This window comes from Streptomyces collinus (genome assembly GCF_031348265.1).
GTDB lineage: Bacteria > Actinomycetota > Actinomycetes > Streptomycetales > Streptomycetaceae > Streptomyces > Streptomyces collinus.
In genome coordinates, this window is record NZ_CP133771.1 from 8,279,279 (window position 1) to 8,304,282 (window position 25,004).

Annotated in this window: 20 protein-coding genes and 2 pseudogenes; 6 read left to right on the plus strand and 16 right to left on the minus strand. The window is 72.9% G+C overall.

The genetic code is table 11. The features are described from left to right. Positions 1 to 133: 133 nt before the first annotated feature. From RFN52_RS37305 to RFN52_RS37315, 3 genes are all read left to right on the plus strand, one after another. Positions 134 to 379, plus strand: coding sequence for a hypothetical protein (locus tag RFN52_RS37305; protein WP_062930854.1), 246 nt, complete (start codon positions 134 to 136; stop codon positions 377 to 379). Positions 380 to 382: 3 nt separating this feature from the next. Continuing rightward, positions 383 to 760: a hypothetical protein gene (locus RFN52_RS37310; protein ID WP_031110699.1), complete on the plus strand. Its 378-nt coding sequence runs from the start codon at positions 383 to 385 to the stop codon at positions 758 to 760. A gap of 337 nt (positions 761 to 1,097) precedes the next feature. Beyond that, positions 1,098 to 2,720 carry an RICIN domain-containing protein gene (locus RFN52_RS37315; protein WP_184853341.1) on the plus strand — a complete coding sequence of 541 codons (1,623 nt, stop codon included), beginning with the start codon at positions 1,098 to 1,100 and terminating at the stop codon, positions 2,718 to 2,720. Between the two features lie 60 nt (positions 2,721 to 2,780). Here the strand turns inward: RFN52_RS37315 and RFN52_RS37320 are convergent, their stop codons facing one another. Both RFN52_RS37320 and abmR read right to left on the minus strand, forming a co-directional pair. Then, the gene (locus RFN52_RS37320; RefSeq protein ID WP_184853342.1) at positions 2,781 to 3,950 is read right to left on the minus strand and encodes a lactate 2-monooxygenase; all 1,170 of its coding nucleotides are present in this window, start codon (positions 3,948 to 3,950) and stop codon (positions 2,781 to 2,783) included. 130 nt (positions 3,951 to 4,080) lie between these two features. Beyond that, positions 4,081 to 4,635, minus strand: a complete 555-nt coding sequence (gene abmR / locus RFN52_RS37325; protein WP_184853343.1) for an ATP-binding transcription factor AbmR — start codon at positions 4,633 to 4,635, stop codon at positions 4,081 to 4,083. A 326-nt stretch (positions 4,636 to 4,961) separates the two neighbouring features. Here abmR and RFN52_RS37330 point away from each other — a divergent pair, with 326 nt between their 5' ends. Then, positions 4,962 to 5,396, plus strand: coding sequence for a protease inhibitor (locus tag RFN52_RS37330; RefSeq protein ID WP_184853344.1), 435 nt, complete (start codon positions 4,962 to 4,964; stop codon positions 5,394 to 5,396). 164 nt (positions 5,397 to 5,560) lie between these two features. On the opposite strand, the gene RFN52_RS37335 is transcribed toward RFN52_RS37330, so the two are convergent. The 10 genes and pseudogenes from RFN52_RS37335 to RFN52_RS37380 all read right to left on the minus strand — a co-directional run bounded on the left by RFN52_RS37335 (position 5,561) and on the right by RFN52_RS37380 (position 15,632). Next, entirely contained in the window at positions 5,561 to 5,767 is a 207-nt protein-coding gene (locus RFN52_RS37335) for a CDGSH iron-sulfur domain-containing protein (protein ID WP_033308553.1), read from the minus strand. Beyond that, positions 5,748 to 6,392, minus strand: a complete 645-nt coding sequence (locus tag RFN52_RS37340) for a HemK2/MTQ2 family protein methyltransferase (RefSeq protein WP_229856121.1) — start codon at positions 6,390 to 6,392, stop codon at positions 5,748 to 5,750. Before RFN52_RS37340 ends, RFN52_RS37335 begins: the two co-directional genes overlap by 20 nt. A gap of 30 nt (positions 6,393 to 6,422) precedes the next feature. Then, positions 6,423 to 7,430 carry an iron-containing redox enzyme family protein gene (locus tag RFN52_RS37345; protein ID WP_184853345.1) on the minus strand — a complete coding sequence of 336 codons (1,008 nt, stop codon included), beginning with the start codon at positions 7,428 to 7,430 and terminating at the stop codon, positions 6,423 to 6,425. Between the two features lie 61 nt (positions 7,431 to 7,491). Then, positions 7,492 to 7,692, minus strand: a complete 201-nt coding sequence (locus RFN52_RS37350; protein ID WP_184853346.1) for a hypothetical protein — start codon at positions 7,690 to 7,692, stop codon at positions 7,492 to 7,494. Between the two features lie 58 nt (positions 7,693 to 7,750). Further along, the gene (locus RFN52_RS37355) at positions 7,751 to 8,758 is read right to left on the minus strand and encodes a Ppx/GppA family phosphatase (protein ID WP_184853347.1); all 1,008 of its coding nucleotides are present in this window, start codon (positions 8,756 to 8,758) and stop codon (positions 7,751 to 7,753) included. 124 nt (positions 8,759 to 8,882) lie between these two features. After that, positions 8,883 to 9,400 (minus strand): annotated as a pseudogene (locus RFN52_RS37360) (MFS transporter); the annotation flags it as partial. A 43-nt stretch (positions 9,401 to 9,443) separates the two neighbouring features. Then, positions 9,444 to 12,269 (minus strand): NHLP bacteriocin export ABC transporter permease/ATPase subunit, encoded by a 2,826-nt coding sequence (locus RFN52_RS37365; protein WP_184853348.1) that lies wholly within the window; start codon positions 12,267 to 12,269, stop codon positions 9,444 to 9,446. A gap of 1 nt (position 12,270) precedes the next feature. Continuing rightward, positions 12,271 to 14,496 carry an NHLP family bacteriocin export ABC transporter peptidase/permease/ATPase subunit gene (locus RFN52_RS37370; protein ID WP_184853349.1) on the minus strand — a complete coding sequence of 742 codons (2,226 nt, stop codon included), beginning with the start codon at positions 14,494 to 14,496 and terminating at the stop codon, positions 12,271 to 12,273. Next, on the minus strand, positions 14,493 to 15,299 hold the full coding sequence (locus RFN52_RS37375) for a biotin/lipoyl-containing protein (RefSeq protein ID WP_184853350.1): 807 nt from the start codon (positions 15,297 to 15,299) through the stop codon (positions 14,493 to 14,495). Before RFN52_RS37375 ends, RFN52_RS37370 begins: the two co-directional genes overlap by 4 nt. Positions 15,300 to 15,416: 117 nt before the next feature. Continuing rightward, positions 15,417 to 15,632: a hypothetical protein gene (locus RFN52_RS37380; protein ID WP_003994898.1), complete on the minus strand. Its 216-nt coding sequence runs from the start codon at positions 15,630 to 15,632 to the stop codon at positions 15,417 to 15,419. 745 nt (positions 15,633 to 16,377) lie between these two features. Here RFN52_RS37380 and RFN52_RS37385 point away from each other — a divergent pair. Next, positions 16,378 to 17,793 (plus strand): S1 family peptidase, encoded by a 1,416-nt coding sequence (locus RFN52_RS37385; protein WP_184853351.1) that lies wholly within the window; start codon positions 16,378 to 16,380, stop codon positions 17,791 to 17,793. A gap of 116 nt (positions 17,794 to 17,909) precedes the next feature. Here the strand turns inward: RFN52_RS37385 and RFN52_RS37390 are convergent, their stop codons facing one another. Continuing rightward, entirely contained in the window at positions 17,910 to 20,066 is a 2,157-nt protein-coding gene (locus RFN52_RS37390; RefSeq protein WP_184854184.1) for a SpoIIE family protein phosphatase, read from the minus strand. Positions 20,067 to 20,503: 437 nt separating this feature from the next. Between RFN52_RS37390 and RFN52_RS37395 the strand changes: the two are divergent. Further along, positions 20,504 to 20,908 (plus strand): annotated as a pseudogene (locus RFN52_RS37395) (response regulator transcription factor); the annotation flags it as partial. Here the strand turns inward: RFN52_RS37395 and RFN52_RS37400 are convergent. The 3 genes from RFN52_RS37400 to RFN52_RS37410 form a co-directional block, all read right to left on the minus strand. Continuing rightward, complete coding sequence (locus tag RFN52_RS37400; protein WP_311241151.1) at positions 20,831 to 22,915, minus strand: ATP-binding cassette domain-containing protein; 2,085 nt, start codon at positions 22,913 to 22,915, stop codon at positions 20,831 to 20,833. The pseudogene RFN52_RS37395 and the gene RFN52_RS37400 overlap by 78 nt on opposite strands. Next, entirely contained in the window at positions 22,912 to 24,753 is a 1,842-nt protein-coding gene (locus RFN52_RS37405; RefSeq protein WP_311241152.1) for an ABC transporter ATP-binding protein, read from the minus strand. The genes RFN52_RS37400 and RFN52_RS37405 overlap by 4 nt, the downstream gene beginning before the upstream one ends. Positions 24,754 to 24,834: 81 nt before the next feature. Next, positions 24,835 to 24,951: a SapB/AmfS family lanthipeptide gene (locus RFN52_RS37410; protein WP_031113019.1), complete on the minus strand. Its 117-nt coding sequence runs from the start codon at positions 24,949 to 24,951 to the stop codon at positions 24,835 to 24,837. Positions 24,952 to 25,004: the final 53 nt, after the last annotated feature.

Sequence of the window (25,004 nt, forward strand, 5' to 3'; positions counted from 1 at the left end):
AGGGCCCCGGAATGTGACATCGCCCGGCCCGATGTGACCCACATCTCAGGCCGACCACCGCCCCGGTACCCCTCGGCACCGGTGCTGACCTGGGGGTATTTACGAGTCAGTACCCGAGCGGTACCGTGAAGGCATGCCAGCTCTCAACGTGGAGTTCAGCGACCGCGAACTTGAGGACCTCAGGCAGATCGCCAAGGAGCGCGGTACGTCCATGAAGGCGCTCGTGCGGGAGGCGGCCGCGGCCGACATAGCCCGCCACCGGGCCCTGCAGGAAGGCGCGGAGGCATTCCGCCGGTTCTTCTCCACCCACGCCGACGAGTTCGCCGCCGCGTTCCCCGACGACGAACCGCCCGCCAAGGGCGAAGGGCGGGCCGCCTGACTCATGGCGCCCGTGATCCATATCGACGTGCCCTGGCTGCTTCAGCGCCATGAGGAGGTCCTGCCGGACCAGCCCACCGTCAACGACTTCTCCGCGCTGGTCGCCGCCGTCGCCCGGCACCGCGTCGACCCGCCGCGCCTCGGGGTGAACTCCGACCCCGCCTGGCGGGCCGCCGCGCTGCTGCACACCATCACCGTGCTCCGGCCGCTGCCTTCGGCCAACGCCCGCTTCGCCTGCGCGACCGCCGTGGCGTACATGTTCGTCAGCGGCGTCGGCATCGACCCGCCCTACGGCGCCCTCGTCGACCTCGCGCGCGACCTGCTGTCCGGCACCACCGACGTGTACGGCGCGGCGGACCGGCTGCGTTCCTGGCAGATCTGAGGAACGGACGAGCGGGCACGGTGCCCGATTCACACGGGCCGCAGGGAAATGTCGAAAACGGGTGCGAGCCGCGTGCATCCGTTCCCCGTTTCTGACTTTCTGTCAATGGCGGGGATGTTGTCCGGGTGCCTTGTTGGCCGTGAGGGGGTTGTGGAAGAGTGAAACACGCGTGCGGGGGGAATGGCCGGGTGTCGCACGTGATTTGTGGACCGCGTCCGATTCACCGTCGGTGAATTCGCACCTCCCGCGCCGCGCCAAAAGAGGTACGCACCAACCGGGCCTCCTTTTTCGGCGGCATGACCTCTGTGTGTCACATGCGTGGGAAGGAACCATCTCAGTGCCCACCCCCCACCCCCCTCGTCCTCCGTATCCCCCGCCCGGCGGGGATCCGGCGGAATCCGATGAATCACTCGCCGCTCCGCTGAGAGGCAGCCCGGAGGGCGAGGTCGCCGCCCATTCCGTCGCGCTGCTGATGGCGCGGCACTACCAGCCGGTGCACGACTACGCGGTGATCTGTCTCGCCTCGTCGGCGCAGGTCGCCGCGATGGTGACCGGAACCGCCTTCCACCGGACCCTCAACCGCCTCGCCTTCGGCGAGTCGGCCGTCGCGCTGCGCCCGGCCCTTCTGGTGACCGTGCGCGACACGATCCGCGAGTGGTCCGGCGACGATCGAATATCGGCCGTTCTGCCCGCGTTGCAGAAACCGGCCGGAGGGCGCGGGCTGCGCGCGGCGACGTCCATGACGCCCGAAAATCGCATCCTCGCGGAGCGGGCATTCCAGGCACTTCCCGCCGCCTCGCGCTGTTTGCTGTGGCATGTCGAGGTCGAGGCCGATCCTTTAAGCGTCCCGGCCGGGCTGCTGGGGATGGACACCGACATCGCGGCGGCGGCCCTCGAACAGGCGCGGGACAAATTCCGCGAAGGCTGTGTACATGCCCATCGTGAACTCGCTCCCACCCAGGATTGCCGCTTCTACAACCGCCTCCTCGACGTCCCGATCCGCCGGGGCGGCGCACTCCTGCCGGATGTCCAGCAGCATCTGGACGAGTGCCGCTACTGCCGGAGCGCGGCGGAACAACTGAGCCATTTCGAGGGCCCGCTGGGGCCGTTGACCGCCGAGGCGGTACTCGGCTGGGGCGCCCGGCGCTACCTCGACTCGCGCCCGGGACGCGCGTCGCACGGGAGCCGGGGCGCTCGCACCGGCCGGCGCGGTGGCGGACGGCGGGGCGGCGGACACGGTCTGCTGTCCCGGCTTCCCGTGCCCGCCCGCCGGGTTCCGCAGGCGCTGCGCTCCTCACGTGCGCTGCTCTCGGGCGTCGGCGCGGTCTCGGCCGGGGTGCTGGCGACGGTGCTCATCATCAGCGCGTCGTCCTACGACGGCGGGGAGGCCGACCCGGCCGGGTCCAACAGCGCCGACGGCGGCAAGGGCCCGACGTCGGTGACGCCGCCCGGCACCGCCGGGCTTCCCTCGGCGCCCGGTGTGACGCGGCTGCGCAACGCCGGTGCCGACCTGTGCCTCGACATCAGGGACCTGCCGAAGGAGGGCTCGGGCACGAAGCTGGCGGAGTGCTCGGCGGTGTGGACCCAGCAGTGGACGTACGAGGAGGACGGGCTGCTGCGCAGTGTCGCCGACCCCGGGCTGTGTCTGGACTCCCACAAGGACGCCGGTGTCGTCGTCCTCGGCACCTGCGCCGACGAGGATGCCGAGCGGGGCGACGACGTGCGTTACGACCTCACCGTGCAGGGGGAGTTGCTGCCCCGCTGGGACGAGCAGCTCGCCCTCGCCCCGGCGGACGACGACCCGGAGGCCGACCTCGTCGTCAAGGTGCGCGACCGCACCTCCGACGCCCAGCGCTGGCGGCCGGAGCCCCTGCCGACGACGGAGGGCTCCCTGTCGATCGAGGAGCAGGACGACCCGGCGGCCCGCCAGGTGACGCTCACCGACGGCCGGACCGCCTGACGAAGGCTCCCCTGGCCCGATCGGGGCTGCGCTGCGGACACGCGGCGCAGCCCGTCGCCGTCAGGTCCGGTCCTCGACGAGGTCGTCCGGGCCGACCGTGCTCGGCGTCGCGTGCCCCGAGAGGGCGAGGGTGAGGTCGAGTTCGGCCAGCAGGCAGCGGATGACGTGCTCGACGCCCGGCCTGCCGTCGAGACCGAGGCCGTAGACGTACGGACGGCCGACGAGGACCGCGCGGGCGCCGAGGGCGAGAGCCTTGAAGATGTCGTCACCGGTGCGGACACCGCTGTCGAACAGGACGGTGAGCCGGTCGCCCACCGCCTCCGCCACGCGGGGCAGCGCGTCGGCCGCCGCGACGGATCCGGCCACCTGACGGCCGCCGTGGTTGGAGACGATCACGCCGTCCATGCCGGCGTCGGCGGCCCGTCGCGCGTCGTCCGGGTGCAGGACGCCCTTGAGGACGATCGGGCCGTCCCAGTTCTCCCGCAGGAACGCGAGGTCGGGCCAGCTCTTGGCCGGGTCGGAGAACATCCCGACGAAGTGCATCACGGCCGCGTTCGGATCCTCGTGCACCGGCTCGGCCAGACCCGCCTGGAACGCCGGGTCCGAGAAGTAGTTGGCCGTCCCGACCCCGCGCAGGAACGGCAGGTACGCCTGGTCGAGATCGCGGGGCCGCCACGACAGCAGCGGTGTGTCCAGGGTGACGACCAGCACGGTGAACCCGGCCGCCTTGGCCCGGTTCAGGAAGCTGCGGGCCACTTCCGGATCCTTCGGCCAGTACAGCTGGAACCAGCGCTCGGCATCACCCATGGCCTCGGCGACCTGCTCCATGGGGGTGCTGGACGCGGACGACAGGATGTACGGCACGCCCTGCGCGGCGGCGGCCCGGGCCGCGGCGGGCTCGGCGTCCGGGTGCATGATCGACAGCACGCCGACCGGCGCCAGCGCGAGGGGGGCGGGCAGTGCGCGGCCCAGCACCTCGACCGACAGGTCCCGCTCGTGCACGTCCCGCAGCATGCGCGGCACGATCCTGCGGCGCTCCAGGGCCGCCCGGTTGGCGCGGGCCGTACTGCCGTTGCCCGCACTGCCCGCCACATACCCGACCGGACCGGGTCCGAGCCGCTGCTCGGCGAGCTCCTCCAGCCGGGTCAGATCGGTCGGCAGGCGCGGTACGGCGCCCGACATCCCGTTCAGATAGATCTCGTACTGGAAGTCCGCCCAGTGCTTGCCCACCGTACGCCCGCCTCTCGTCGTCTCCTCGTCGAGACCGTGCCGTTGGGCGAGGATACCGAGCGGTATGGGCCGAGGGTCCGGTGGTGTGGCCGGTCATACGGGCAAGGGAGCCGAAGGGCCCGGCAACGGGTCACTCCTCGTCCGTGTGCGGTGCGGACCCCGGCTCGGTGTCCGGGCCCTGGGAGCGGACGCGTTGTACGTGTTCCAGGGAGTCGCGCAACTCCGTGAGCCAGTCGTCCGTATGACGCTGGACCAGGCGTACGCACCAGGCCAGCGCGTCGCTGCGGCTGCGGGCCACGCCGCCGGCGATCAGGGTGTCGAGGACCTGGCGCTCCGGCTGGCGCAGCCGCGTCATGACCGGCGCGGCCACGTGCGTGAAGAGCGTCCGCCGCCCGCCGCACTCCACGCCCCAGGAGACCTTCCGGCGGAACCGGTGCTCGGCCTCGCGGGCCACGGCCATCCGGTCCTCGCGGGTGCGCTCCCGGAACTCCTGGGCCCGGCTCTCCAGGGCCGCCTCCCGCTCGGCGGCCGGGGCGTCCTCGGCCAGCCGGGGTGCGGGGATGCGGCCGATCACGGTGATCTCCTCGCGGTCGACCGTGATCTCGGTCAGTTCCTCGAAGAGGTCGTCGGGCAGCCGGCCTGCGAACCAGCCGCGAAGCTTCTCTGTCTGCTCGGTCGTAATCATGTAATGACGATTACTCGACCGTTCCATGAACACAAGGGGTCACCAAGCAGTCGGCCGAGAGCGGAATCGGAATGTTTCAGGCCTATTAACGAACGCGCGGAAATCGGCCATCTGGCCGCTTCGTGACCTGGGGAACCGCGCAGTTGCGGGCTTCACCGGCCTGGATTCCGTAACTTCACGCCACTGATTCAACACGAAAGGTTACTGAAACCCGTGGGGTCGATGTGTGTTTCCGCGGCGGACTCGGCAGACTCGCGCTCGCCGCTCCGGGCACCGACCGAGCACGGGCCGGCACACCCTGTAATCGATGCGGAAGGATGCACACAATGCGGACCACCGCGCGCTGGGCCATGACCATCGGACTGACGGCCACCGCCGTCTGCGGACCCCTCTCCGGGGCCGCTCTCGCCGATCCGGGTCAGGCCCCCACCGCGCTCTACGCCCCGTCGGCCCTCGTCCTCACGGTGGGCCACGGCGAGAGCGCGATCACAGCGACTCCGGAACGCGCGGTCACCCTGACCTGTGCCCCGGCGCCCGCCGGCACGCACCCGGCGGCCGCGCCGGCCTGCGCGGAACTGCGCGGCGTCGGCGGCGACTTCGACGCCCTGACCGCCAGGGGCGGCGTGATGTGCACCAAGCAGTACGACCCGGTGGTCGTCACCGTCGACGGCGTATGGCAGGGCAAGCGCGTCTCCTACGAGCGCACCTTCTCCAACGATTGCATGAAGAACGCCTATGGAACGGGCGTCTTCTCCTTCTGAGAGGGCTGAGCCCACAGACCGGGATCGCGCTGGATCCGTGAAGCACAGCGGGCCGTGGCTGGGGAGCCGGGCCGTTGTTCACGGGGAGTTGCGATCTCGTGCAAGGGGGCCGGCGGGCGGAGTGGGGCCGCCCGCCGGCCCCTGGGCTTTTCTACGGCCGGGCATCACGCCCGGTCGCGGTGGCTCGTGTCGCACCACGGGTAGCGGCGGCTGCGGCGGCAGGTGCACAGTGCCACGCGGAAGCGGTCGGAGGTGACGACGGAGCCGTCCTCCAGCTCCACCTCCACCGGCCCCTCCATCAGCAGCGGGCCCTTGCGCTGGACGGCTACGCGGCGCGGTGCGGCGGACCGGTCAGACGGGGAGTTCGGCACGGACGACCACCAGCTCTTCCTTGTCATCGGCGGCGGACAGCAGCCCCCGCTCCCGCAGCCAGCGTTCCCGGCCGCGCAGCACCGGCCCGAGCGCGATCCGGTGCCGGCGGGTCACGGCGGCCTTCAGGCCGGCCGCGCGCAACTGCCCGACGGTCTGGTCCGGCCCGCTGAGCGCCGACTGCACCAGCAGCAGCACCCCGCCCGGCCGCAGCCGCCCGGGCGCCTGCCGGCAGATCCGGTCGACGACCAGCCGTCCGTCGCCGCCCGCGTCCCAGGCCCGGGCCGCGCCCCGCGGCCTGCGATGACCGTCCGGCGCCGGCACGTACGGCGGATTGGCCAGGATCAGATCGAACCTCTCGCCGCGCACGGGTTCGAACAGGTTCCCGTGCAGGATGCGGACCGGGAGCCCCGCCACACGGGCGTTCAGCCGCGCGGCCCACACGGCGCTCCAGGACAGGTCCACCGCGGTCACACGGCTGCCCCGGCGCGCGGCTTCCAGGGCCAGGGCGCCGCTGCCGGTGCCCACGTCGAGGACTTTCGCGCCCGGGGGAAGCGGCTCGTCGGACAGGGCACCGGCCAGCAGCTCGGTGTCCTCCTGCGGGGCGTACACGCCCGGGAGTGCCAGTGCGATCACGGACACCGGGTACCCCGGCAATCAGGAGGTATGAGCTGCTTCCCGGGCAAGTGGTGCACACAGGGACGAGCGTGATGCACGCCAGTCGGCGAGCAGCCGGGTGCCGAAGCGTTCCTCGACGAACTCGGTGGCGTCGATGCCGAAGGCGACGTCCGGGGCGAGATGCGGCTCGCTCTCCAGCAGTCCGCCGATGACGTCGTGCCGCACCACCTGCTCGTGGACCGCGTCGGCCTCGACGTGCTCGTCGTAGAAGTGCTCGGCCGCGGGTCCGGCGCCGGTGCGGCGCATCGCCTCGGCGAGCCGCCGCGAACCCGGTGACGAGGTGATCTCGACCGTCGCGAAGTGGCCGACCAGGGCGCCTCTGAGCGCCCGGTGCAGCCCGAAGAGGGACATCATGTTCACGGTGACCAGGGCCTCGGCGGTCGCCGCGTCGAGATAGCGGCCGTACGCGGTGTCCAGGCCCAGGTCCGCCATCAGGCCGGCGAACAGGGAAGCGTGCACGCGGTCGGCGCGGCCCCCGCCCCACTCGTCGAACTCGACCGCCGCCATCGCCGCCTTCGCCCGGCCCCACAGCCGCGGCAGCACCCAGGCGTGCGGGTCCGCCTCCTTGAGGTGGTACAGGGAGCGCTGGGCCGCGTACTCGCGCACCTGCCACAGCTCGCCCTCGTCGCGCAGGAAGTGGGTGACGCCGGTGCCCTCGACGGGCTCGACCAGCAGGCCGGCCAGTGCCTCGTCCACGCTGTCGTGGACGTGCGCGTCGGCGCGCAGCGCGGACAGGAAGCGCTGCTCCATGGCGCCGCGGACGCGCAGCAGGTCGGGGTCCCACTCGCGCTCCGGGGGGACGCCCGCGAAGCCGCGGTAGTGCAGTTCGTAGCACAGGTACAGGGCGAGCTGGAGGTCGTCGCCGTACACCTCGGCGCGGGCGACCTCCTCCAGCCGGGGCAGGCGGCCCGCGCCGCGCAGACAGGCGTCGACGCCCCTGCTCAGCGGGCCGCGCGGGGTGGGCAGACGTGGTCCTTCGTGCTCCATGCGCGTCGGGTACCCGCCCGGCGACCGAGGTCACCCGCCGTGTGACACCGCCCGGCGCCGGTCAGTCCCCCTCGGACTCGTCCTGTGCTCGCGCGTTGGGGGTGACGGCCTCCCCGGCCTCGCCCCGGTGGCGGCGCTGCTCGTCCGAGTCCCGGGTGCGGGTCTCGGCGTCCTCGACCTCCCTCAGCACCTCCTCCAGAGCCGTCTCGGGCGGCTTGCCGTGCTGGTCCTGGTCCCGGTCGCGGTCCTCGTGCTGGGACACGGGGGTCTCCTTTCTGTGCGGTACGTCTTCGGTGCGTCATGCCATGGCTGTGGGCGGTTCAGCGGGAGGCTGCGGCGATGCGCAGCGGCACCGGGTCGGGAGGGGCGGCCTCCGCGCTGCGGCGGGTGACCTCCGCCCACCAGGAGGGGCCGTCCTCGATATGGCGCAGCAGCACCCCTTCGCGGATCGCCCAGGGGCAGACCGTGACGGCCTTGATGCCGGTCAGCTTCAGAGCGGTGTGCCCGACCACCGCTCCCGCCAGGCTCTGCGCGGCGCGCGGCGCGGAGATGCCGGGCAGGTGCGCGCGTTCGGCGGCGGGCAGGGCGGCCAGCCGGGTGATCGCCGCCCGCAGTTCGGAGCGGTGCATCTGCCGGTCGACGAACGGGCCGTGGCGTCCGGGCGCCGCGCCGCACAGCCGCCCCAGCTGCTGGAAGGTGCGGGAGGTGGCGACCGCGGTGCGCGGGCCCTCCCAGCGGATCCGCGCCGCGACGTCCCGCAGTTGGTGGCGGACCTTGCGGCGCAGCGCCCGCACCCGCTCGGGCGACGGCGGGTCCTCGTCCGCGAAGAACTCGTGCGTCAGCCGCCGTGCGCCCAGCGGCAAGGACGCCACGAAGTCGGGCAACCGGCCGCGTCCGAAAGCCACTTCGAAGGTGCCGCCGCCGATGTCGAGCAGGGCGAGCGGCCCCGACCGCCACCCCATCCAGCGCCGGGCCCCGAGGAACGTCAGTTCCGCCTCGACCTCGCCGGGCAGGGTGCACAGGTCGACGCCCGTCCGGGCGCGGACCGCGCGCAGCACCTCGTGCCGGTTCGGCGCGTTGCGCACCACGGCGGTCGCGAAGGCCAGCGGGCCCGCCGCACCCCACCGGGTGGCGGTCCTGCTCGCCTCGGCCACCGCGTCGACGAGTTGGTCCACGGCCCGCTCCGGGACGGGTCCCCCCGGTGTGACCTGCTCGGACAGCCTGAGTCGCCACTTGGCCGTGTGCACCGGCAGCGGCACCCCGTCCGCCGCGTCCGCGACCACCAGTCTGACCGTGTTCGATCCCACGTCCACCACGCTGATTCGCATGGGCGGTGGGTACCCGTTTACGGGCCGGGCCAACAGACCGCACCCCGCGGACCGGCGAGGACGCGCCACCGGGCGGGGAGAAGGGGCCGCCGTGTCCCTGCCCACGACGGCCCCGCCCCGCCGGTCACATGTGCACGACCGGCGCCGCCCCGGCGTCCTGCTCCGGGACCCCGCGCCGGTGCAGGACCAGGGTGATCAGTGCCCCCGCGGCGAAGAACCCGGCCGACCACCAGAAGGCGGTGGCGTAGCTCTCCAGCGTGGCCTGGGCCTGCACGAGCCTGCTGCTCGGGTCCTTGCCGGCCGGTAGTCGGTCGCCGCGCTCGCAGCGAGGGTGTTGAGCAGCGCCGTACCGACCGAACCGCCCACCTGCTGCATGGCGTTGACGATGGCGGAGGCCACGCCCGCGTCCTCGGCGGCCACCCCGCCGGTGGCCAGCTGCATGGCCGTCGGCATCACCAGGCCGAGACCCACGCCGATCACGACGAGCTGCGGCAGCACCGCGCTCGCGTAGGAGGAACCGATGCCGATGCCGGTCAGCCAGGCCATGCCCGCGGTGGCGACGGCGAAGCCCAGCGGGATGACGGTCTTCGGACCGAGGCGCGGCAGCAGCACGGTGGTGCCCAGCTGCGCCGTCACCATCAGTCTTCGGCGCGCTGCTGGCACCGGCCGCGCTGAGTGCGCTACGTCACGCCATCTGGCGCCGCACCAGCTCGTGCAGCCGTCCCTGGGTGTCGGCGAGCAGCTGGGCGGGCGGGCCCTGCTGGATGACCTTGCCGTCCTCCATGACCACGACCCGGTCGGCGTCCATCACGGTCGACAGCCGGTGCGCGATGACGACCCGGGTGGCGTTGAGGGCCTTGGTGCTCTCGATGACCGTGCGCTGCGTCTCGTTGTCGAGCGCGCTGGTCGCCTCGTCGAAGAAGAGGATGCGCGGCCGCCGGATCAGCGCCTGGGCGATCATCAGCCGCTGGCGCTGGCCGCCGGAGACGGCTCCGCTGCCCGCGACGATGGTGTGCAGCCCCATCGGCATCCGCTTGATGTCCTCGGCGAGACCCGCCATCTCGGCCGCCGCCATCGCCTCCTCGGGCGTGTACGGCTCGGTGCCGCAGATGACGTCCAGGATCGAGCCGTTGAACGGCTGCGCGTGCTGGAGCACCACACCGCACTGGCGGCGCACCGCCGACTGGTCCAGCGCCGCCAGGTCCTGCCCGTCGTAGAGCACGCTGCCCGAGACGGGCCGGTCGAAGCCGATCAGCAGCCGCAGCAGCGTCGACTTCCCGCAGCCGCTCGGCCCGACGACCGCGACGAACTCGCCCGGCCGCACCTCGAACGACACGTCGTCCAGGACCAGCGGCCCGTCGTCCGCGTAGCGGAAGGACACCCGCCGCGCCTCGATCGCCCCGGTCAGCGGACCCGGCCGGGTGCTCGCCGTACGCACCTCCGGCGTCGCGTCCAGCACCGGCTTGATCTCCTCGAACAGCGGCAGCGCGGCCACCGCCGAGACGAACGAGCCCGTCAGCTGGGTGACGGAGGTCAGCACCATCGTCACCGACGTGTTGAAGGTGAGGAACGCCGCCGCCGACATCGAGCCGCGGGCCGGACCGGCCAGCAGCATGAACATCAGCAGGGTGCACAGCGGCAGGTACACCGCACCCAGCACCGTCGTGAGGTTCTTGATGCGGCCGACCTTCTGCTGGAGCTCCCGGCTGCGCGCGAACTCCGACGCCCACGCGGCGTACGCGTAGTTCTCGGCGGCGGCCACCCGCAGCTTGGGCAGGCCCCGCAGCGTCTGGAACGCCTGGTTGTTCAGCTTGTTCGAGAGCACCACGAGACGCCGCTGCCAGCGCACCTGCCACAGCCCGAGCCCCAGGAACACCGCCGCGATGACGACGAGCATGCCGATCGCCGCCATCGCCATGGGCACGCTGTACCAGAGCAGCAGCCCCAGGTTCATCGCCCCGACCGTCACGGACTGGGCGACCGTCGGCCCGACCCCCGCCAGCAGCCGGCGGATCGAGCTGATGCCCATGGCCGCACTGGCCAGTTCGCCCGTGGAGCGCTCGGTGAAGAACCTCGTCGGCAGCCTCAGCAGCCGGTCCCACACCGCGGGCTGGAGCGTGGCCTCGATCCGGCCCTCGATCCGCAGGATGGTGAGGTTCTGCAACAGCATGAAGGCCGCCGCCACCACACTGCTCAGCATCACCGCGAGGCACACCTGCACGATCAGGTCCGTCTGCGCCTTCGGCACGAACTCGCCCAGCACCTTGCCGGTCGCGATGGGCACCAGCGCGCCGATAGCCACCGTGACCAGACCGCTGAGCAGCAGACCCGTCAGATCGCCACGCATGCCCTGCATACAGAACCGCAGCAGCCGCAGCGGACTGAGCCCCCGCTCCGGCAGGGGACGGTAGAACATCACCGCACGTGGCTCGAACTCGTCGGCGTTGGCCTTCTCGACCGGCGTCTCACGCCCGGTCGACGGATGCACCGCGACATAGCCGCCGCGCCGCCACAACAGCGCGACCGGCGCACCCGACAGGGCCCGCTGGCCGACCAGAGGCCCCACGTTGTCCCGCCACCAGCGGCCGTCGAGCCGTACGGCCCGGGTCCGCACGCGGGAGGCCAGGGCGACCTGCTCGACCGGGTCGAGGCGGTCGCCGCCGGTGCCCTTCTGGGTCGGCTCGGTGATCCGGATCCCGGCCGCCTGCCCGACCAGCTTGCAGGCGGCGTACGTGGCGTCCGCGTCCGCCGCGGTCGTGCGCTTGGAGGAGCGTTTGCCGATGGAGGCGAGGAGCGTCTGGTCGGCCTGGGCGCGCACCGCCTCACCGGCCTTGATGCCCTCGGCGGTGCGCGTCTCGTGCGTGCGCTCCAGCTGTTCGATCCAGCGGTCCAGCGTGGTCAGCAGCCGGTACTGCTGGTCGACCATCGACTGCCACAGCGCGGGGTCCATCAGCAGGTCGGCCGCGGCCTCCGCGCCGTACAGCGAGCCGTACTGCACGCTGCCCGGCGGGACCTGCATCCAGAACACGTCGTCGTCGGTGGGCGCCGCGGCCCGCTCGGTGGCCATCGGCGCCTGGAAGAGGATCGACAGGCTGCGGCCCACCCCGAGGGCGAGCGCGTACTCCAGCGGACTCGTCGTCGGCGGGACGTACTGCGGGTTGCCGTACTCGTCGTAGGACCAGGTCGCCGTGTTGGCCGGCTGGTACAGCTCGCGCAGCCCGATGCGGTGCACCACGCAGTCCCGCAGCGGCCGGGCCACCAGGGTGTGCTGCGGGCCCGGCACCGGGCCGAGCACCAGCGAACCCGCCTCCAAACGGCCCAGATGGTGCCAGTGGCCCTGCTGTCCGGCCTCGACGGCGAACAGGTCCACGGCGCCGGACGCGACCAGCCACAGCACCTGCGGGCCTTCGAGGTCGAGACGGTTGAACCCGGCGCAGTCGATGCGCGAGCCCATCTGCCCGAAGGCGCCCAGCACGAGGTCGCCGTCGTGCCCTTCGTGGACGGCCGTCATCTCACCGCTCCCTGACCAGTGCCGCGTACGCGCCGCCACGCGCCACCAGGTCCTCGTGCCGTCCCCGCTCCACGACCGTGCCGTGCTGCAGGACGACGATCTCGTCGCTGTCGCGCACCGTGCTCAGCCGGTGCGCGATCACCACGCAGGCGCAGCCGCGCCGGCGCAGGTTGTCCATCACGACCTGCTCGGTCTCCGCGTCCAGCGCGCTCGTCACCTCGTCGAGCACCAGGATGCTCGGGCGGCGCACCAGGGCCCGCGCGATCTCCAGGCGCTGGCGCTGCCCGCCGGAGAAGTTGCGGCCGTCCTGTTCGACCTTGCTGTGGATGCCGCCGGGCCGGCGGGTGATCACGTCGTACAGGGCGGCGTCGCGCAGCGCGTCCTCCACCGCCTCGTCCGGGATCGACGGGTCCCACAGCGCCACGTTGTCGCGGACGGTGCCCTCGAAGAGGAACACGTCCTGGTCGACGAAGGAGACCGAGGCGGCCAGCGCCCCGCGCGGGATGTCCTCGATGCGCTGCCCGTCGATACGGATCACGCCCTCCCACGGCGCGTAAAGCCCGGAGATCATCCGGGACACCGTGGACTTGCCGCTGCCCGAACCGCCGACCAGGGCGACCTGCTGCCCGGGGCCGACCGTCAGGTCGAAGCCGGTGAGCAGGGGTTTGTCGAGCGGGCTGTAGCCGAACATGATGTTCTCCAGTTCGACATGGCCCTGGAGGCGGCGCGTGGACTCGCTCGCGCCGGGCCGGCCGTAGAGCGGGTCGGCCTTGAAGTTCTCCACGTCCTTCAGCCGGGCCACGTCCGCCGCGAAGTCCTGGATGCGGCCGGCGACGCCGTTCAGCCGGGTCAGCGGGGCCGTGAACCGGGCGACCAGGGCCTGGAAGGCGACCAGCAGACCGACCGAGATGTGCCCCTCGATCGCGCGCATGCCGCCGATCCAGAGGATCAGCGCGCTGTTGAGGGTGGCGAGCGTCGGCGCGACCACGCCCAGCCAGGCGCTCGGCACGCCGAGCCGCTGCTGCTCCTCCAGGGTGGTGGCGTGCTGCCCGGCCCACTTGCGGAAGTAGCCGTCCTCGCCGCCGGTCGCCTTCATCGTCTCGATCAGCTGAAGGCCCGTGTAGGCGGTGTTGGTGAGCCGGGCCGAGTCCGCCCGCAGCTTCGCCGTGCGCGTCGCCCGCAGCCGGATCACCACCCGCATGGCGACGATGTTCAGCAGGGCGACGCCGATGCCCACGAACGTGAGCTGCGGGTCGTAGGTGTACAGCAGCACCGCGTACAGGACGACCACGACCGCGTCCACGCCCGCCGCCGCGAGGTCGCGGGACAGGGTCTCGGACACCGCGTCGTTGGACTGCAGGCGCTGCACCAGGTCGGCCGGGCTGCGCTGGGAGAAGAACGTCACCGGCAGCCGCAGCAGATGCCGCAGGAAACGGGCGCTGGACAGGGTGGAGGAGATGATGCGGCCGCGCAGCAGGTTGGCCTGCTGGAGCCAGGTCAGCACCACCGTGAGCAGCACGCACGCCGCCATCGACGGGAACAGCACGTCGAGCAGCGAGGTCTGGTTGCCGATCAGGAACTCGTCGATGTAGGTGCGGCTGAGCGCGGGCACCGCCGCACCGACCGCCACCAGCAGCAGACTCGCCAGCACCGCCGCGGGCATCGTGCCCGCCGTGCCGCGCAGCCGGGCCGGCATCGCACCCAGGACACCGGGCTTGCGGCCACCCCGGGCGAAGTCCTCGCCGGGCTCCATCACCAGCACGACACCGGTGAAGCTGCCGTCGAAGTCCTCCATGGGGATGAACCGGCGGCCCTTGCCGGGGTCGTTGATGTAGACGCCCCGGCGGCCGAAGCGCCGGCCCATGCCGTCGTAGACGACGTAGTGGTTGAACTCCCAGAACAGGATGGCCGGCGACGTCACCTCGGCGAGGGCGGCCAGGTCCATCTGCATGCCCTTGGCCGTCAGGCCGTAGGAGCGGGCCGCCTTCAGCAGGTTGCTCGCGCGCGAGCCGTCCCGGGAGACACCGCAGGCGATGCGCAGCTCCTCCAGCGGGACGTGCTTGCCGTAGTGGCCGAGGACCATCGCCAGGGAGGCGGCGCCGCACTCGACGGCCTCCATCTGGAGCACGGTGGGCGTGCGGACGGTCTTCGCCCGGGCCTTGGGCACCTTGCGCTTGGGCGGGGCGGCGCGGCGCCTGCTCCGGGGTTCCTGTGCGGTCGCGCTCATGGCAGCAGCCAGTCGACGGGGCGCTCGTCGGACAGCCGGATCGAACCGGAGGCCGGCGTCATGGAGGCCAGTTTGTACGGGGGCCCGTCCGCGGAGGACCACTCGTAGCCGCTCTTGGTGGTGGAGGACTTGTCCAGCCGGACCGTCACGGCCACCGGTCTGCCCTTCTTGGTGAACTGCTCGCCCAGCTGGCTGTCCCCGAGGAACGCGGCGATCTGCTGCGGGGACTGCGCCGAGCGGTCCACCGACTTCACATGACCGCGCAGCACGCCGTACTCCTGGGTCGGCACCGACTGCACGGTCAGGTCCACGGCCGCGTCGTCGGGGATCGAGGCGGCGTTCTCGGCGGGGACGTACACGGTCGCGTAGAGCGGGTCCCCGGTGCGGGCGACCTTCTCGACGGCGGCGACGTTCGCGCCGGTCTGGATGATCTGCCCGACGGTCGCGGCGAGCGCGGAGACACGGCCCGCGTCGAGGGTACGGACGACCGTTTCTCCCTTGCCCGTACGGACCTTGAGCACGGGGGAGCCGGCGGGCAGCTGCTCGCCCTGCTTGGCGAGCACCGCGGTGACCTGGCCCGCGACGGGGCTCTGCAGGACGTAACTGCCCTGCCCGTGCGTGATGATGGCGGGTGCGCTGACGGTGGAGGTCACCGAGCCGGTCACCGCCCACACCGAGGCGGCGGCCATCGCGACCACCGTCACCGAGAGCACGAGCCAGCCCTGCGGGCGGGCGAAGCGCACCGGCAGGTCGAGTTCCTCCGGTGACTGGAGCTTGGCGAGGGCCTGTTGGCGGAACTGCAAGGAACTTCCCTCACCCGTGGAAGAGGAACGGACGGCCGAGGCACAAGGCTCGTACGGAACCCGAAGAACCCGGAACCGCCGGCTGCGGTTCCGGGAATCAACGGCACAAGGGCTCGATCAGAGGCCGGAGACCAGGCCGGTGACCGGGGCCGTGTTGAGGCCGGTGACGCCCTCGACGGTGCCGACGGCGGTGTCGACCAGGCCGGAGACCGGGGCAATGCCGTCAACGGTGTCGGTGACGGTGTTCACGGCGTTCACGGACAGGCCGCCGGAGATGGCGTCGAGCTGGGCGTCAGCGATCTCGACGGTCTCAACCTGGGGGGTGGAGTTCATGATGGAACTTCCCTTCATATGGATATCTCACAAGGGGGGAGCGGCCCCCTCTGGGGACAGATGACGGCCGCGACCGCGAGCACCGGGCATCCGTTTCCGAGTGCCCTGAGCGGCCCCCGCGGTGCGATGGATCAAAGCACGCCGCCGCTCCGCGCTTCCAATCAACCACCCGCCTCACCAGGCAACTTGCGCCTCAGCGGCACCGATCCGTGCAGGTTCGTGCACTGCTTGGCGGCGAGTTCTTCACATGCGGCACCGCATCGGCGCATCCGGGCCCTTGCCCGGCGGGGCGGCGAATCCGGCACTCCCGCCCCAAAGGCGTGTCCGGCCCGGCCGGCGTGTGGATAACCCTCATTTCCGTGACCGGGTTGAGCATTCGATGTGCAGATTCGCTGAAGCCGGGATTTGACTCCGTGACCTCGACGCATCGTTCCCGGACGGATACGGAGTGTGGCGTTCCGCCCGGACGGCGGGGGCCCGTCGCTGAAAGGCCGTCATCAGGCCATGCATCTCCCCGGGCCGGCGCGGCCGGCTCCGCCGGACCGGCCCTGTGCGAACAGGGCGGCAGGGAATCGCGCGGTCGCCGTGCGGCCGGCGGGAGTTGGCTGATTCCGTGATGCGAAGGGATCACTTGCAATCGGAATTGAACGCCCCGTGCGGCCCGTGCGTACCAACAGCCATCCAGGCGCCCCCCCAGAAGCTGCCGGACGGCGGCACCTACTCCGTTCCCCAGGAGGAGAGAAGTTTGAGTCACAAGCGAATTCCGAAGCGCAAGGCCGCGATAGCGGCGGGCAGCGTGGTGGCGCTCGGCGCGGCCGCGATCCTGCTCCCCAACGCCAACGCCTCGCAGGACGGTTCGTCCGACGACGCGGCGGCCGCGCCGAAGACCCTGAAGGCGGGCGACGCCTCGGATCTCGCCTCGCAGCTCTCCGGGCTCCTCGGTGAGGCGTTCGGCGGCTCCTACTACGACGGCGACAGCCAGCAGCTCGTCGTCAACGTCGTACCGGGCGACAACAACAACGTGATCGTGCAGGCGAAGGCGGCCGGCGCGAAGGTCCGCGAGGTCGAGAACAGCTGGTCGGAGCTCCAGGACGGCGCCTCGACGCTGAAGTCCGAGGCGACCATCGCCGGTACCTCGTGGTCGATCGACCCGCGCACCAACAAGCTCCTGGTGACGGCGGACAGCACCGTGACCGGCGCCAAGTGGGACAGACTGGAATCCACCGTGCAGGAGCTCGGCTCCGGCATGGCCACCATCAAGAAGTCCTCCGGCACCTTCAAGCCGTTCGTTTCGGGAGGCGACGCCATCTTCGCGGGTGGCTCGCGCTGCTCCCTCGGCTTCAACGTCACCGCGGGCGACGGCTCGCCCGCCTTCCTGACGGCCGGTCACTGCACCCTCGGCGGCAACGAGTGGTCGGACACCCAGGGCGGTCAGCCGATCGCCACCGTCGACCAGTCGACGTTCCCGGGCGACGGTGACTTCGCACTCGTGAAGTACGACGACCCGGCGACCGAGGCGCCCAGCGAGGTCAACACGGGCAACCAGACCGTCCCGATCACCGAGGCCGCGGAGGCTACCGTCGGCCAGGAGGTCTTCCGGATGGGCAGTACCACCGGGCTCGCCGACGGCCAGGTCCTCGGCCTGGACGCCACGGTGAACTACCCGGAGGGCACCGTCACGGGCCTCATCCAGACCAACGTCTGTGCCGAGCCCGGCGACAGCGGCGGCTCGCTGTTCACCCAGGACGGTCTCGCCATCGGCCTGACCTCCGGCGGCAGCGGCGACTGCACGGTCGGCGGCGAGACGTTCTTCCAGCCGGTGACCACCGCCCTGGAAGCGGTCGGCGCGACCCTCGGCGCGGGCGGTGCCGCGGGCGGCGGTGCCGGTGCCGGTGACGAGGCCGGTGCGGGCCAGGAAGCCGGTGCGGGCGAAGAGGCCGGTGCGGGTGCCGGTCAGGACGCGGGTGCGGGCGAAGAGGCCGGTGCCGGTCAGGAAGCCGGTGCGGGTGACGAGGCCGGTGCGGGCGCCGGTGAAGAGGCCGGTGCCGGTGAGCAGGCCGGTGCCGGTGAACAGGCCGGAGGCGACGAGGCCGGTGCGGGTGCCGGTCAGGACGCGGGCCAGGGTGTCGAGGACAACTCCGGTCTGACCGAGAGCCGCTGACGCCCACACAGCCGTCGGCAGCCGGTCCGACGCCGCCGGCCCGGTTCCGCCCCCTTCCTGGCGGAACCGGGCCGGCCACCGGCGTTCCCGGCCGGGGTGCCGGCGCGCCCCGCGACCTACCCGAGGGCCCTGATCAGCAACAGGGCGATGTCGTCCAGCCGTTCCTCCCCGTCCGCGCGCTGCCGCTGCTGATGGACGAGGCTGTCGGCCAGCTCGTCCAGCGGCTGGTCCCCGGCATCGCCCAGCCTCCGGCCCAGATCCGCGAGCTCCTCCTCGAAGTCCGTGCCCGGGGATTCGACCAGCCCGTCGGTGTAGAGGACGAGAAGCGAACCGGGAGCCAGAGCGACCTCCGTCGTCGGGTACACCGCAGAGGCGTCGATGCCCAGCAGCGGCCCGCCCGCCAGGTCGAGGACGCGCACCTTTCCGTCCGGACGCCTCAGCAGCGGCGGGGGATGGCCCGCCCGGGACATCATGGCCCGCCCGTGCTCCGGGTCGAGCCGCAGGTACAGGCAGCTGGCGAACAGGTCGGACCCCAGGTCGAGCAGCAGCCGGTTGGTGCTCCGCATGACCTCCTCGGGCGCCTGTCCCACGGTCGTGTAAGCGCGCACCGCGGTGCGGACCTGCCCCATCAGCCCGGCCGCCGTCACGTTGTGGCCCTGGACGTCGCCGATCACGGCCGCCGCCGTTCCCTGAGTGCCGACCAGGTCGTAGAAGTCCCCGCCGATGTCCATGCCCTGAGTGGCCGGCACATAGCGGCCGACCGCCTCGATGCCGGGCAGCGACGGCAGCGAGTGCGGCAGCAGCGCCTCCTGGAGGCCGTGCGCGAGCCGGTACTTGGCGTCGTAGAGCAGCGCCCGCTCCAGCGCCTGGGCGATCAGCCCGGCCATGCTGGTCATCACCGCCCGCTCCTCCGTAGGGAACGGGTGCGGTTCGGAGTAGGAGAGCACGCAGGTCCCCACCGGGCGGCCCTGGGCGATCAGGGGGAGATAGGCCCAGGCCGCGAACCCGTCGGGGGTCGCGAGCCGCGCCGGGTACAGGCGCTCCAGCTGCTCCTGCGACTCGAAGAAGGCGGGCACGCCCGTCCGCAGCACCTGGGTGCCGGGTGTCGACTCCGTCAGGGGCATCCCGTCGAACCGCTCCACCAGGTGCGGGTCCCGGTATCCGCGATGCCCGAGCACCCGCAGCCGGTTCGCCCGCGAGCCCAGCACGACCAGGGCCTGACTGCCCACGGCCGGGGCGATCTCGTCCGCGACCAGCTGCACCACGTCCTGCACCCCCACCGCCTCGGTGAGCGCCCCGGCCAGGTCCAGCACCTGCGAGATGGTGACGAGCCGGGAGGGCGCCCCGTCGGGCGGCGGTGCGGTCCGGTTCATCCGCGACACGGCCCTGGACCTGGTGATGCGCACGCTCAGGCCCGTCGTGCTCGGGTACAGCCGGAACGACAGCCACTCGCCGGGCGGGCGCAGCGCCACGAACGACGTGACCTGCTGACTGAGTAGCGCGGCCCGGTAACGGTCCTCGTACACCGGGTCGTTGAGCCATGGCACCGACGCCCACAGCTGGGTGCCGAGCAGCCTGCTGACCGGGACGTTCAGCAGCTCACCCGCCGCCGCGTTGACGAAGCCGACGCGTCCGTGCAGGTCCAGTGAGACCAGGCCATACGGCAGCCGGCTCACCATCCGGGCCGCCTCGACCGTGCCCAGCGTGCCGGCAAGCCCGCTCACCAGGGGCGAGGCCAGCATGTCGGTCTCGGGGTGCGGCGGGATGCTGTGCGCGGCGGCCCGCTCCAGCCGGACCGCCAGCCGGCCGCAGGCCGCGGTCAGGTGCTTGCGCTCGTGGTCGGACATCTCCGCCGGATGGGCGCCCGGCCAGGTCACGAAGACCGCGCCGTACACGGTGGACTCGGTGGCGACCGGCACCGCGGCCAGGGCGAACGGGTAGGGCAGCACCACGGCGATCCGCGGATAGTGGCGGGCCATCTCCTCCTCGCCGCCGACCCACACCAGCCGCCGCTCGCGCGCCGCGTCGGCGACCGGGATCGACGCGCTCAGGCCCACCCGTTCCCAGGGCGCCGCGAACGCCCGGGGCAGCCCGGCCATCACCGCCATCTCCAGCACCGGCTGATCCGGTGCCATCAGGTACACCGCGCCGGAGTGGGCGTGCACCTCGTCCATCATTGAGGCCAGCGCCAGGGAGAGCAGGGGCCGGCCGACCGGCGTCCTGGCGGATGCGGGCGCCTGCGCGGAGTACTGCCCGTCGGACACGCCGACCACCTCCTCGCACGGCCGCGCGACCGGGTCCAGGAACAAATCTCCCCCCTGGCGGCCCGTCCCGCACGACGAGCGGCTCCGGAACCGCCCCGGTTACCGTCGGTCACATGTGCTCCGGCCCCGTCGGGGGCACGTGCCTACCCCCACCGCTCCGACCCATGCCCCCGTAGTCGAAGCGTGGTCGGGCGTACGGGCGCTGGGCGTGCGCCCCCGCGCACCCTGATGGCCGGTTCTCCGCGCCCACGCAGGGTCACGGTCGCGAACAATGGGGCACACGCTCAATACGACGAGGGGGCGTACGGCGAGCGGAGGGGGTGGCAGTGATCCGGGTGCTTCTGGTGCACGACGAGTGTCTGGTGAGGTCGGTGCTGGCGGAGTGGCTGCGGCAGGAGTCCGACCTGGCGGTGCACGACACGTCGTGGCGCGGCGCGCCGGGCATGATGCGGTCGGTTCGGCCGGATGTGTGCGCGGCGGACCTGGAGTGCGCGGACTCCTACGGCATCCCTCCGCTGGGCGAGCTGTGCCGGCCGGGGCCGGACCGGGTGCGCCCGCGATTACTCGTGCTCGCCACCGCGAACCGGCCGGGCCTGCTGAAGCGGGCGGCCGAGGCGGGGGCGCTCGGCTACGTCGACAAGGAGGGATCCCCGCAGAATCTGCTGCGCGGGATCCGTCGCATCGCCGAGGGGGAACGTTTCGTCAACGACTCGCTGGGCTTCGGCTTCCTCAAGGCGGCCGAGATGCCGCTGACCCGCAGAGAACTGAGTGTGTTATCCCTCGCGGCCGAGGGTGCCTCCATCGCGGAGATCGCCGGGAGCCTGCACCTGTCCCACGGGACGGTGCGCAACTACATGGCGGCCATCACCCGCAAGACCGGGGCCCGCAACCGCATCGACGCGATACGCATCTCGCAGGGCCAGGGCTGGCTCTGACCCCCGCCGGCCCGGTGCGGGGGCCCAGCTCCCGACGAGGTCCCGGTACAGCGCGCAGGACCGCATCAGCTCCTCGTGGGTGCCGTACGCGGTGCTCCGGCCGTCCATCACCAGGACACGGCCGGCGCGGCGGGCCGAGCTGATGCGGTGGGCGACGACGACCAGGGTCCCGCCCGGCCGCGCGGCGAACGCCCGCTCCGCGCGCTCCTCCGTCCCGGGGTCCAGATGGCAGGTCGCCTCGTCCAGCAGAGCGAGCGGGGCGTGCGACAGCCAGGCCCGGGCCAGGGCGACGAGCTGCCGTTCGCCGGCCGACAGCGCCGTGGGATCGACCCGGGCGCCGAGCCCGCCGAGCCGGCCGGCCAGCGGGGTGAGGCCGACCGCATCGGCCGCGGCCAGCAGCTCCTCCTCGGGCACCGGGTCCGGGCGCAGGTACCCGAGGTTCTCGGCCAGGGTGCCGCCGAACACGTATGCCTCCTGCGGGATGAGCACCCGCTCTGCGGCGGCCTCCGGGCCCGGCACGGGGTGCCCGCCCACCCGGACGGTGCCGCGCGAGGGCGTGAGCAGCCCCGCCACGAGCGCGGTGAGGGTGGATTTGCCGGCGCCGCTGGGACCGACGACGGCCAGGTGCGCGCCGCGCGGCAGGGCGAGGTCGAGATCCTGGAGGACGGGGGCGCTGGCGGGGCCGTAGGCGAAGGTTACGGAGGCGAGGGAGAAGGCGGGGGGTGTCTCTTCGCCGGGTCCGTTCCGCTCGGGGCGGGGGAGCGGGTCGTCGTCGACGTCGGTGGTGTTCGCGGTTGCGTGTGGCGCGGTGCCGTCGGCGGGGACGGACTCCGTGGGGTGGGGGCCCGGGGCCGTCCCCGGTGTTTCGGCGTCGGTGGTGGCCGTGGGGCGGGCCGTCGTGGATGGGCGGGGTGTGCCGCCCTCGGGGTCTGCCTTCGGGAGGGGGCTGCCCGGGGCCGTCCGAGGCGCGTCGTCGTCTGCCGTGTCGGACGACCGGGTCAGCCTGCGCAGGACCACCGTCAGCCGGGAGCCGCTCGTGCCCAGGCCGTGGATCAGGTTGCGCAGGGCCGGGAGCAGGGACTGGGTGACGTAGGCGAGGGCGCCGACCAGGGCGCCGGCGGTGACGCCGCGGGACAGGAGCCAGGGGGCGGCGGCGAGGAGCAGGACGATCGGGAGCTGGCCGCCGATCGTCAGGGACACCACGCGCAGCACGCCCCAGTGGGCCAGGGCGCGAGCCGCGCGCAGTTCGGCCTCGACCCGCTCCCCGGTGCCGGCGGCGATGTGCGCCTCCGCGCCCGTCGCGGTGATGTCCCGCAGGCCCGGGCAGACGGTGCCGAGGTCACCGGCGAGGGCCTCGTCGGCGAGGAGGAACGTCTCCTGGCGCCGGGCGAGCGGCCGCAGCGTCGCGGCGAACAGCGCCACGCCGACGGCCAGGGGCGGTCCCACGACCAGCAGAAGTGGCGGGGCGAGGGTGAACAGACCTGCCAGGGCACCGACGGCGGTGACCACGAAGGAGCGGGAGACCATGACCAGTCCGGCGAAGGTGTCCCGGGCGATCTCCACCTGCTGGGTGAGCCCGGACAGGGAACCCCCGTCACCGGTCCGCACCCCGCGCGCGACCACGCGTTCCACGAGCCGGTCCCGGAGCGGTTCGACCAGTGCGGCGACGGCGGCGTAGACGCGGGCGGTCCCGTACGCGCCGAGCAGGACACCGATCCCGGTCAGCGCCAGCCAGACCAGTCCGACGTCCGCCCGCCCGCGCAGGAAGCCGTCGTCCAGGGCGCGGGCGGGCCCGTACCCGATGAGGAAGGTCTGCCCGGTCTCCAGGACGGACCAGGCGGTGAGCCGCGCCAGGACCCGCCGGCGGGCCAGCAGGAAGCGCAGGCCCCGGGCGGGGAGGGCGTCGGGGGACCGGGCCGTCACGGAGCCGTCCCGTCCCCGGCGGCCGCTGCGGGCCGTATCCGTCCGCTCATGCCGTCATGTCCCTCTCCGTTCCCGCCCCGGGTGTCCGAAACCGGTGGCACGTCGCTGTCGCCCGTGTCCGCGGGCCCGGCCCCCTCCCCGAACACCGCGCGGTACTCCGCGAGCCGCCACAGCTCCTCGTGCCGCCCCACCGCCCGCACCCGCCCCCCGTCCAGCCACGCCACGGCATCGGCGCACGCGGCCGTGGCGCCGCGGTGGGCGACCAGCAGCCGGGTGGTGCCCGGGCCGTCGCCGAACAGCGCGTCGGTGATGTGCCGTTCGGTGACCGTGTCGAGGCTGGAGAGGGCGTCGTCGAGGATCAGCAGGCGGCCGCCGTGCGCGAACGCCCGGGCGAGACCGAGCCGTTGGGCCTCGCCGCCGGAGCGCGGGGCGTCGGCGACGGCCGTGTCGTAGCCGTCCGGGAGGCGGCGGACGAAGTCGTCCGCGAGGGCCGTGCGGGCCGCCTCGCGGATCCGGCCGGGGGAGGGGGACGGCAGACCTAGGCCGAGCGCCTGCCCGATCGTGCCGCCGAGGAGGGCGGGACGGGCGAAGGCGTAGCCGACGGCGCCGCGCAGGTCGTCGTGCGGCAGCTCGCGCAGCGGAACACCGTCGAGGAGTACGTCCCCCGCGTCCGGGTCGGCCAGCCGTCCGGCCAGCGCGGCCAGCAGCGACTTGCCCGACCCGGACCGGCCGACCACGGCCAGGGTCGTGCCGCCCGGGACGTCGAGGTCCACCCCGTCGAGCACGGTGCGTCCGCCGCGCCGGGCCGTCACCCCGCGCAGTTCCAGCCGCCCGGGGCCGTCGGGCAGCCGGCGGGCGCCGAACGCGGTGGTGGGCTCGGCCTCGACCTCGCCGAGGCGCCGGGCCGCGGCCCGGGCCCGGGCCAGGCCCGCGAGCCGGCCGACCAGCACGCCGACGCCCGTGGCGAGCACCGCGTACCGGGAGGACGCGAGCACCTCGCCCACCGAGAACCGGCCCCGGGTGAGCAGCACACCGGCCACGGCGACGACGGCGAGTTGCAGCAGCGGCGCCACGGCGACCGCCCGGGCCGCGGCCCGCCCCTGCACCCGCCACATGCGGTGCCCGGCCCGGGACAGATCGGGCAGCGGCCGCAGCACCCGGGCCGTCTCCCGGTCCTCCGTGCCGGCCGCGCGCACGGTGCGGACGCCCTCGACGGCCTCCGCCAGCGCGGCAGCGATCCGGCCCTGGGCCCGCTGGTAGCGCGAGGCGCTCTCGGAGGTGTCCCTTGAGACGGCGCGCAGGAGAAGGGCCAGCACGGGCGCCCCGGCGAGGAACACGGCCGCGAGCCACCAGTCGATCAGACCCAGGGCGACCACCCCGCCGACGGGACCGGCGAGCGCGGCGACCAGCGCCGCACGGGCCGCAGGAGTGGTCCCCGCCTCGGCGGCGTTGCCGACCAGCCGCGCGACGAGGTCACCGGAGCCGAAGCGGTCGGCGGCGCGCGGGCCGGCGCCGAGCACATGCCCGGTCAGCCGGCGGCGCAGCCATGCGGTGGTGCGGGCGTCGACGGTGCCGGTGAGGACGGTCTGGACGGCGTCGAGCAGACCGAGCAGCAGGACGAGGCCGGCGCAGCACAGCACCCAGCGGGTCGCCGGAGCGTGCGCCAGCAGCAGATCGAGGGCCCGGCCCAGCGCGGCCGGGAGCAGCAGTCCGGCACCCGTCGCCGCGATGCTCACCAGGCACAGCGCCGCACAGCGGGAGCCGCTGTACCGGGTGGCCGTGCGCAGCAGCGTGCGAGCGTGTCCGGCCGCCGGGTCGTCGTCGGCACGGGAGGTCATACGGGCCTTTCCGGGACGGGAAGGACCCCGGGCGGCCCCTCCTCGAAGGGAGGGAGCCGCCCGGAGCGAGCAGACCGTCGGTCAGAGACAGAGCAGAACGCTCGCGGCGCTGATGCAGGAGAGCAGGCTCACCGTGCTGTTGCCGCCGCCGTCCGTGCGCTCTTCGGTCTCGATGGTCTGCAGGTCGAGAAGTGCCATGGTGTGTCCTTCCATTGGGTGTCCGTCCGTGGTCATCCGTGGGGACGGGGTTG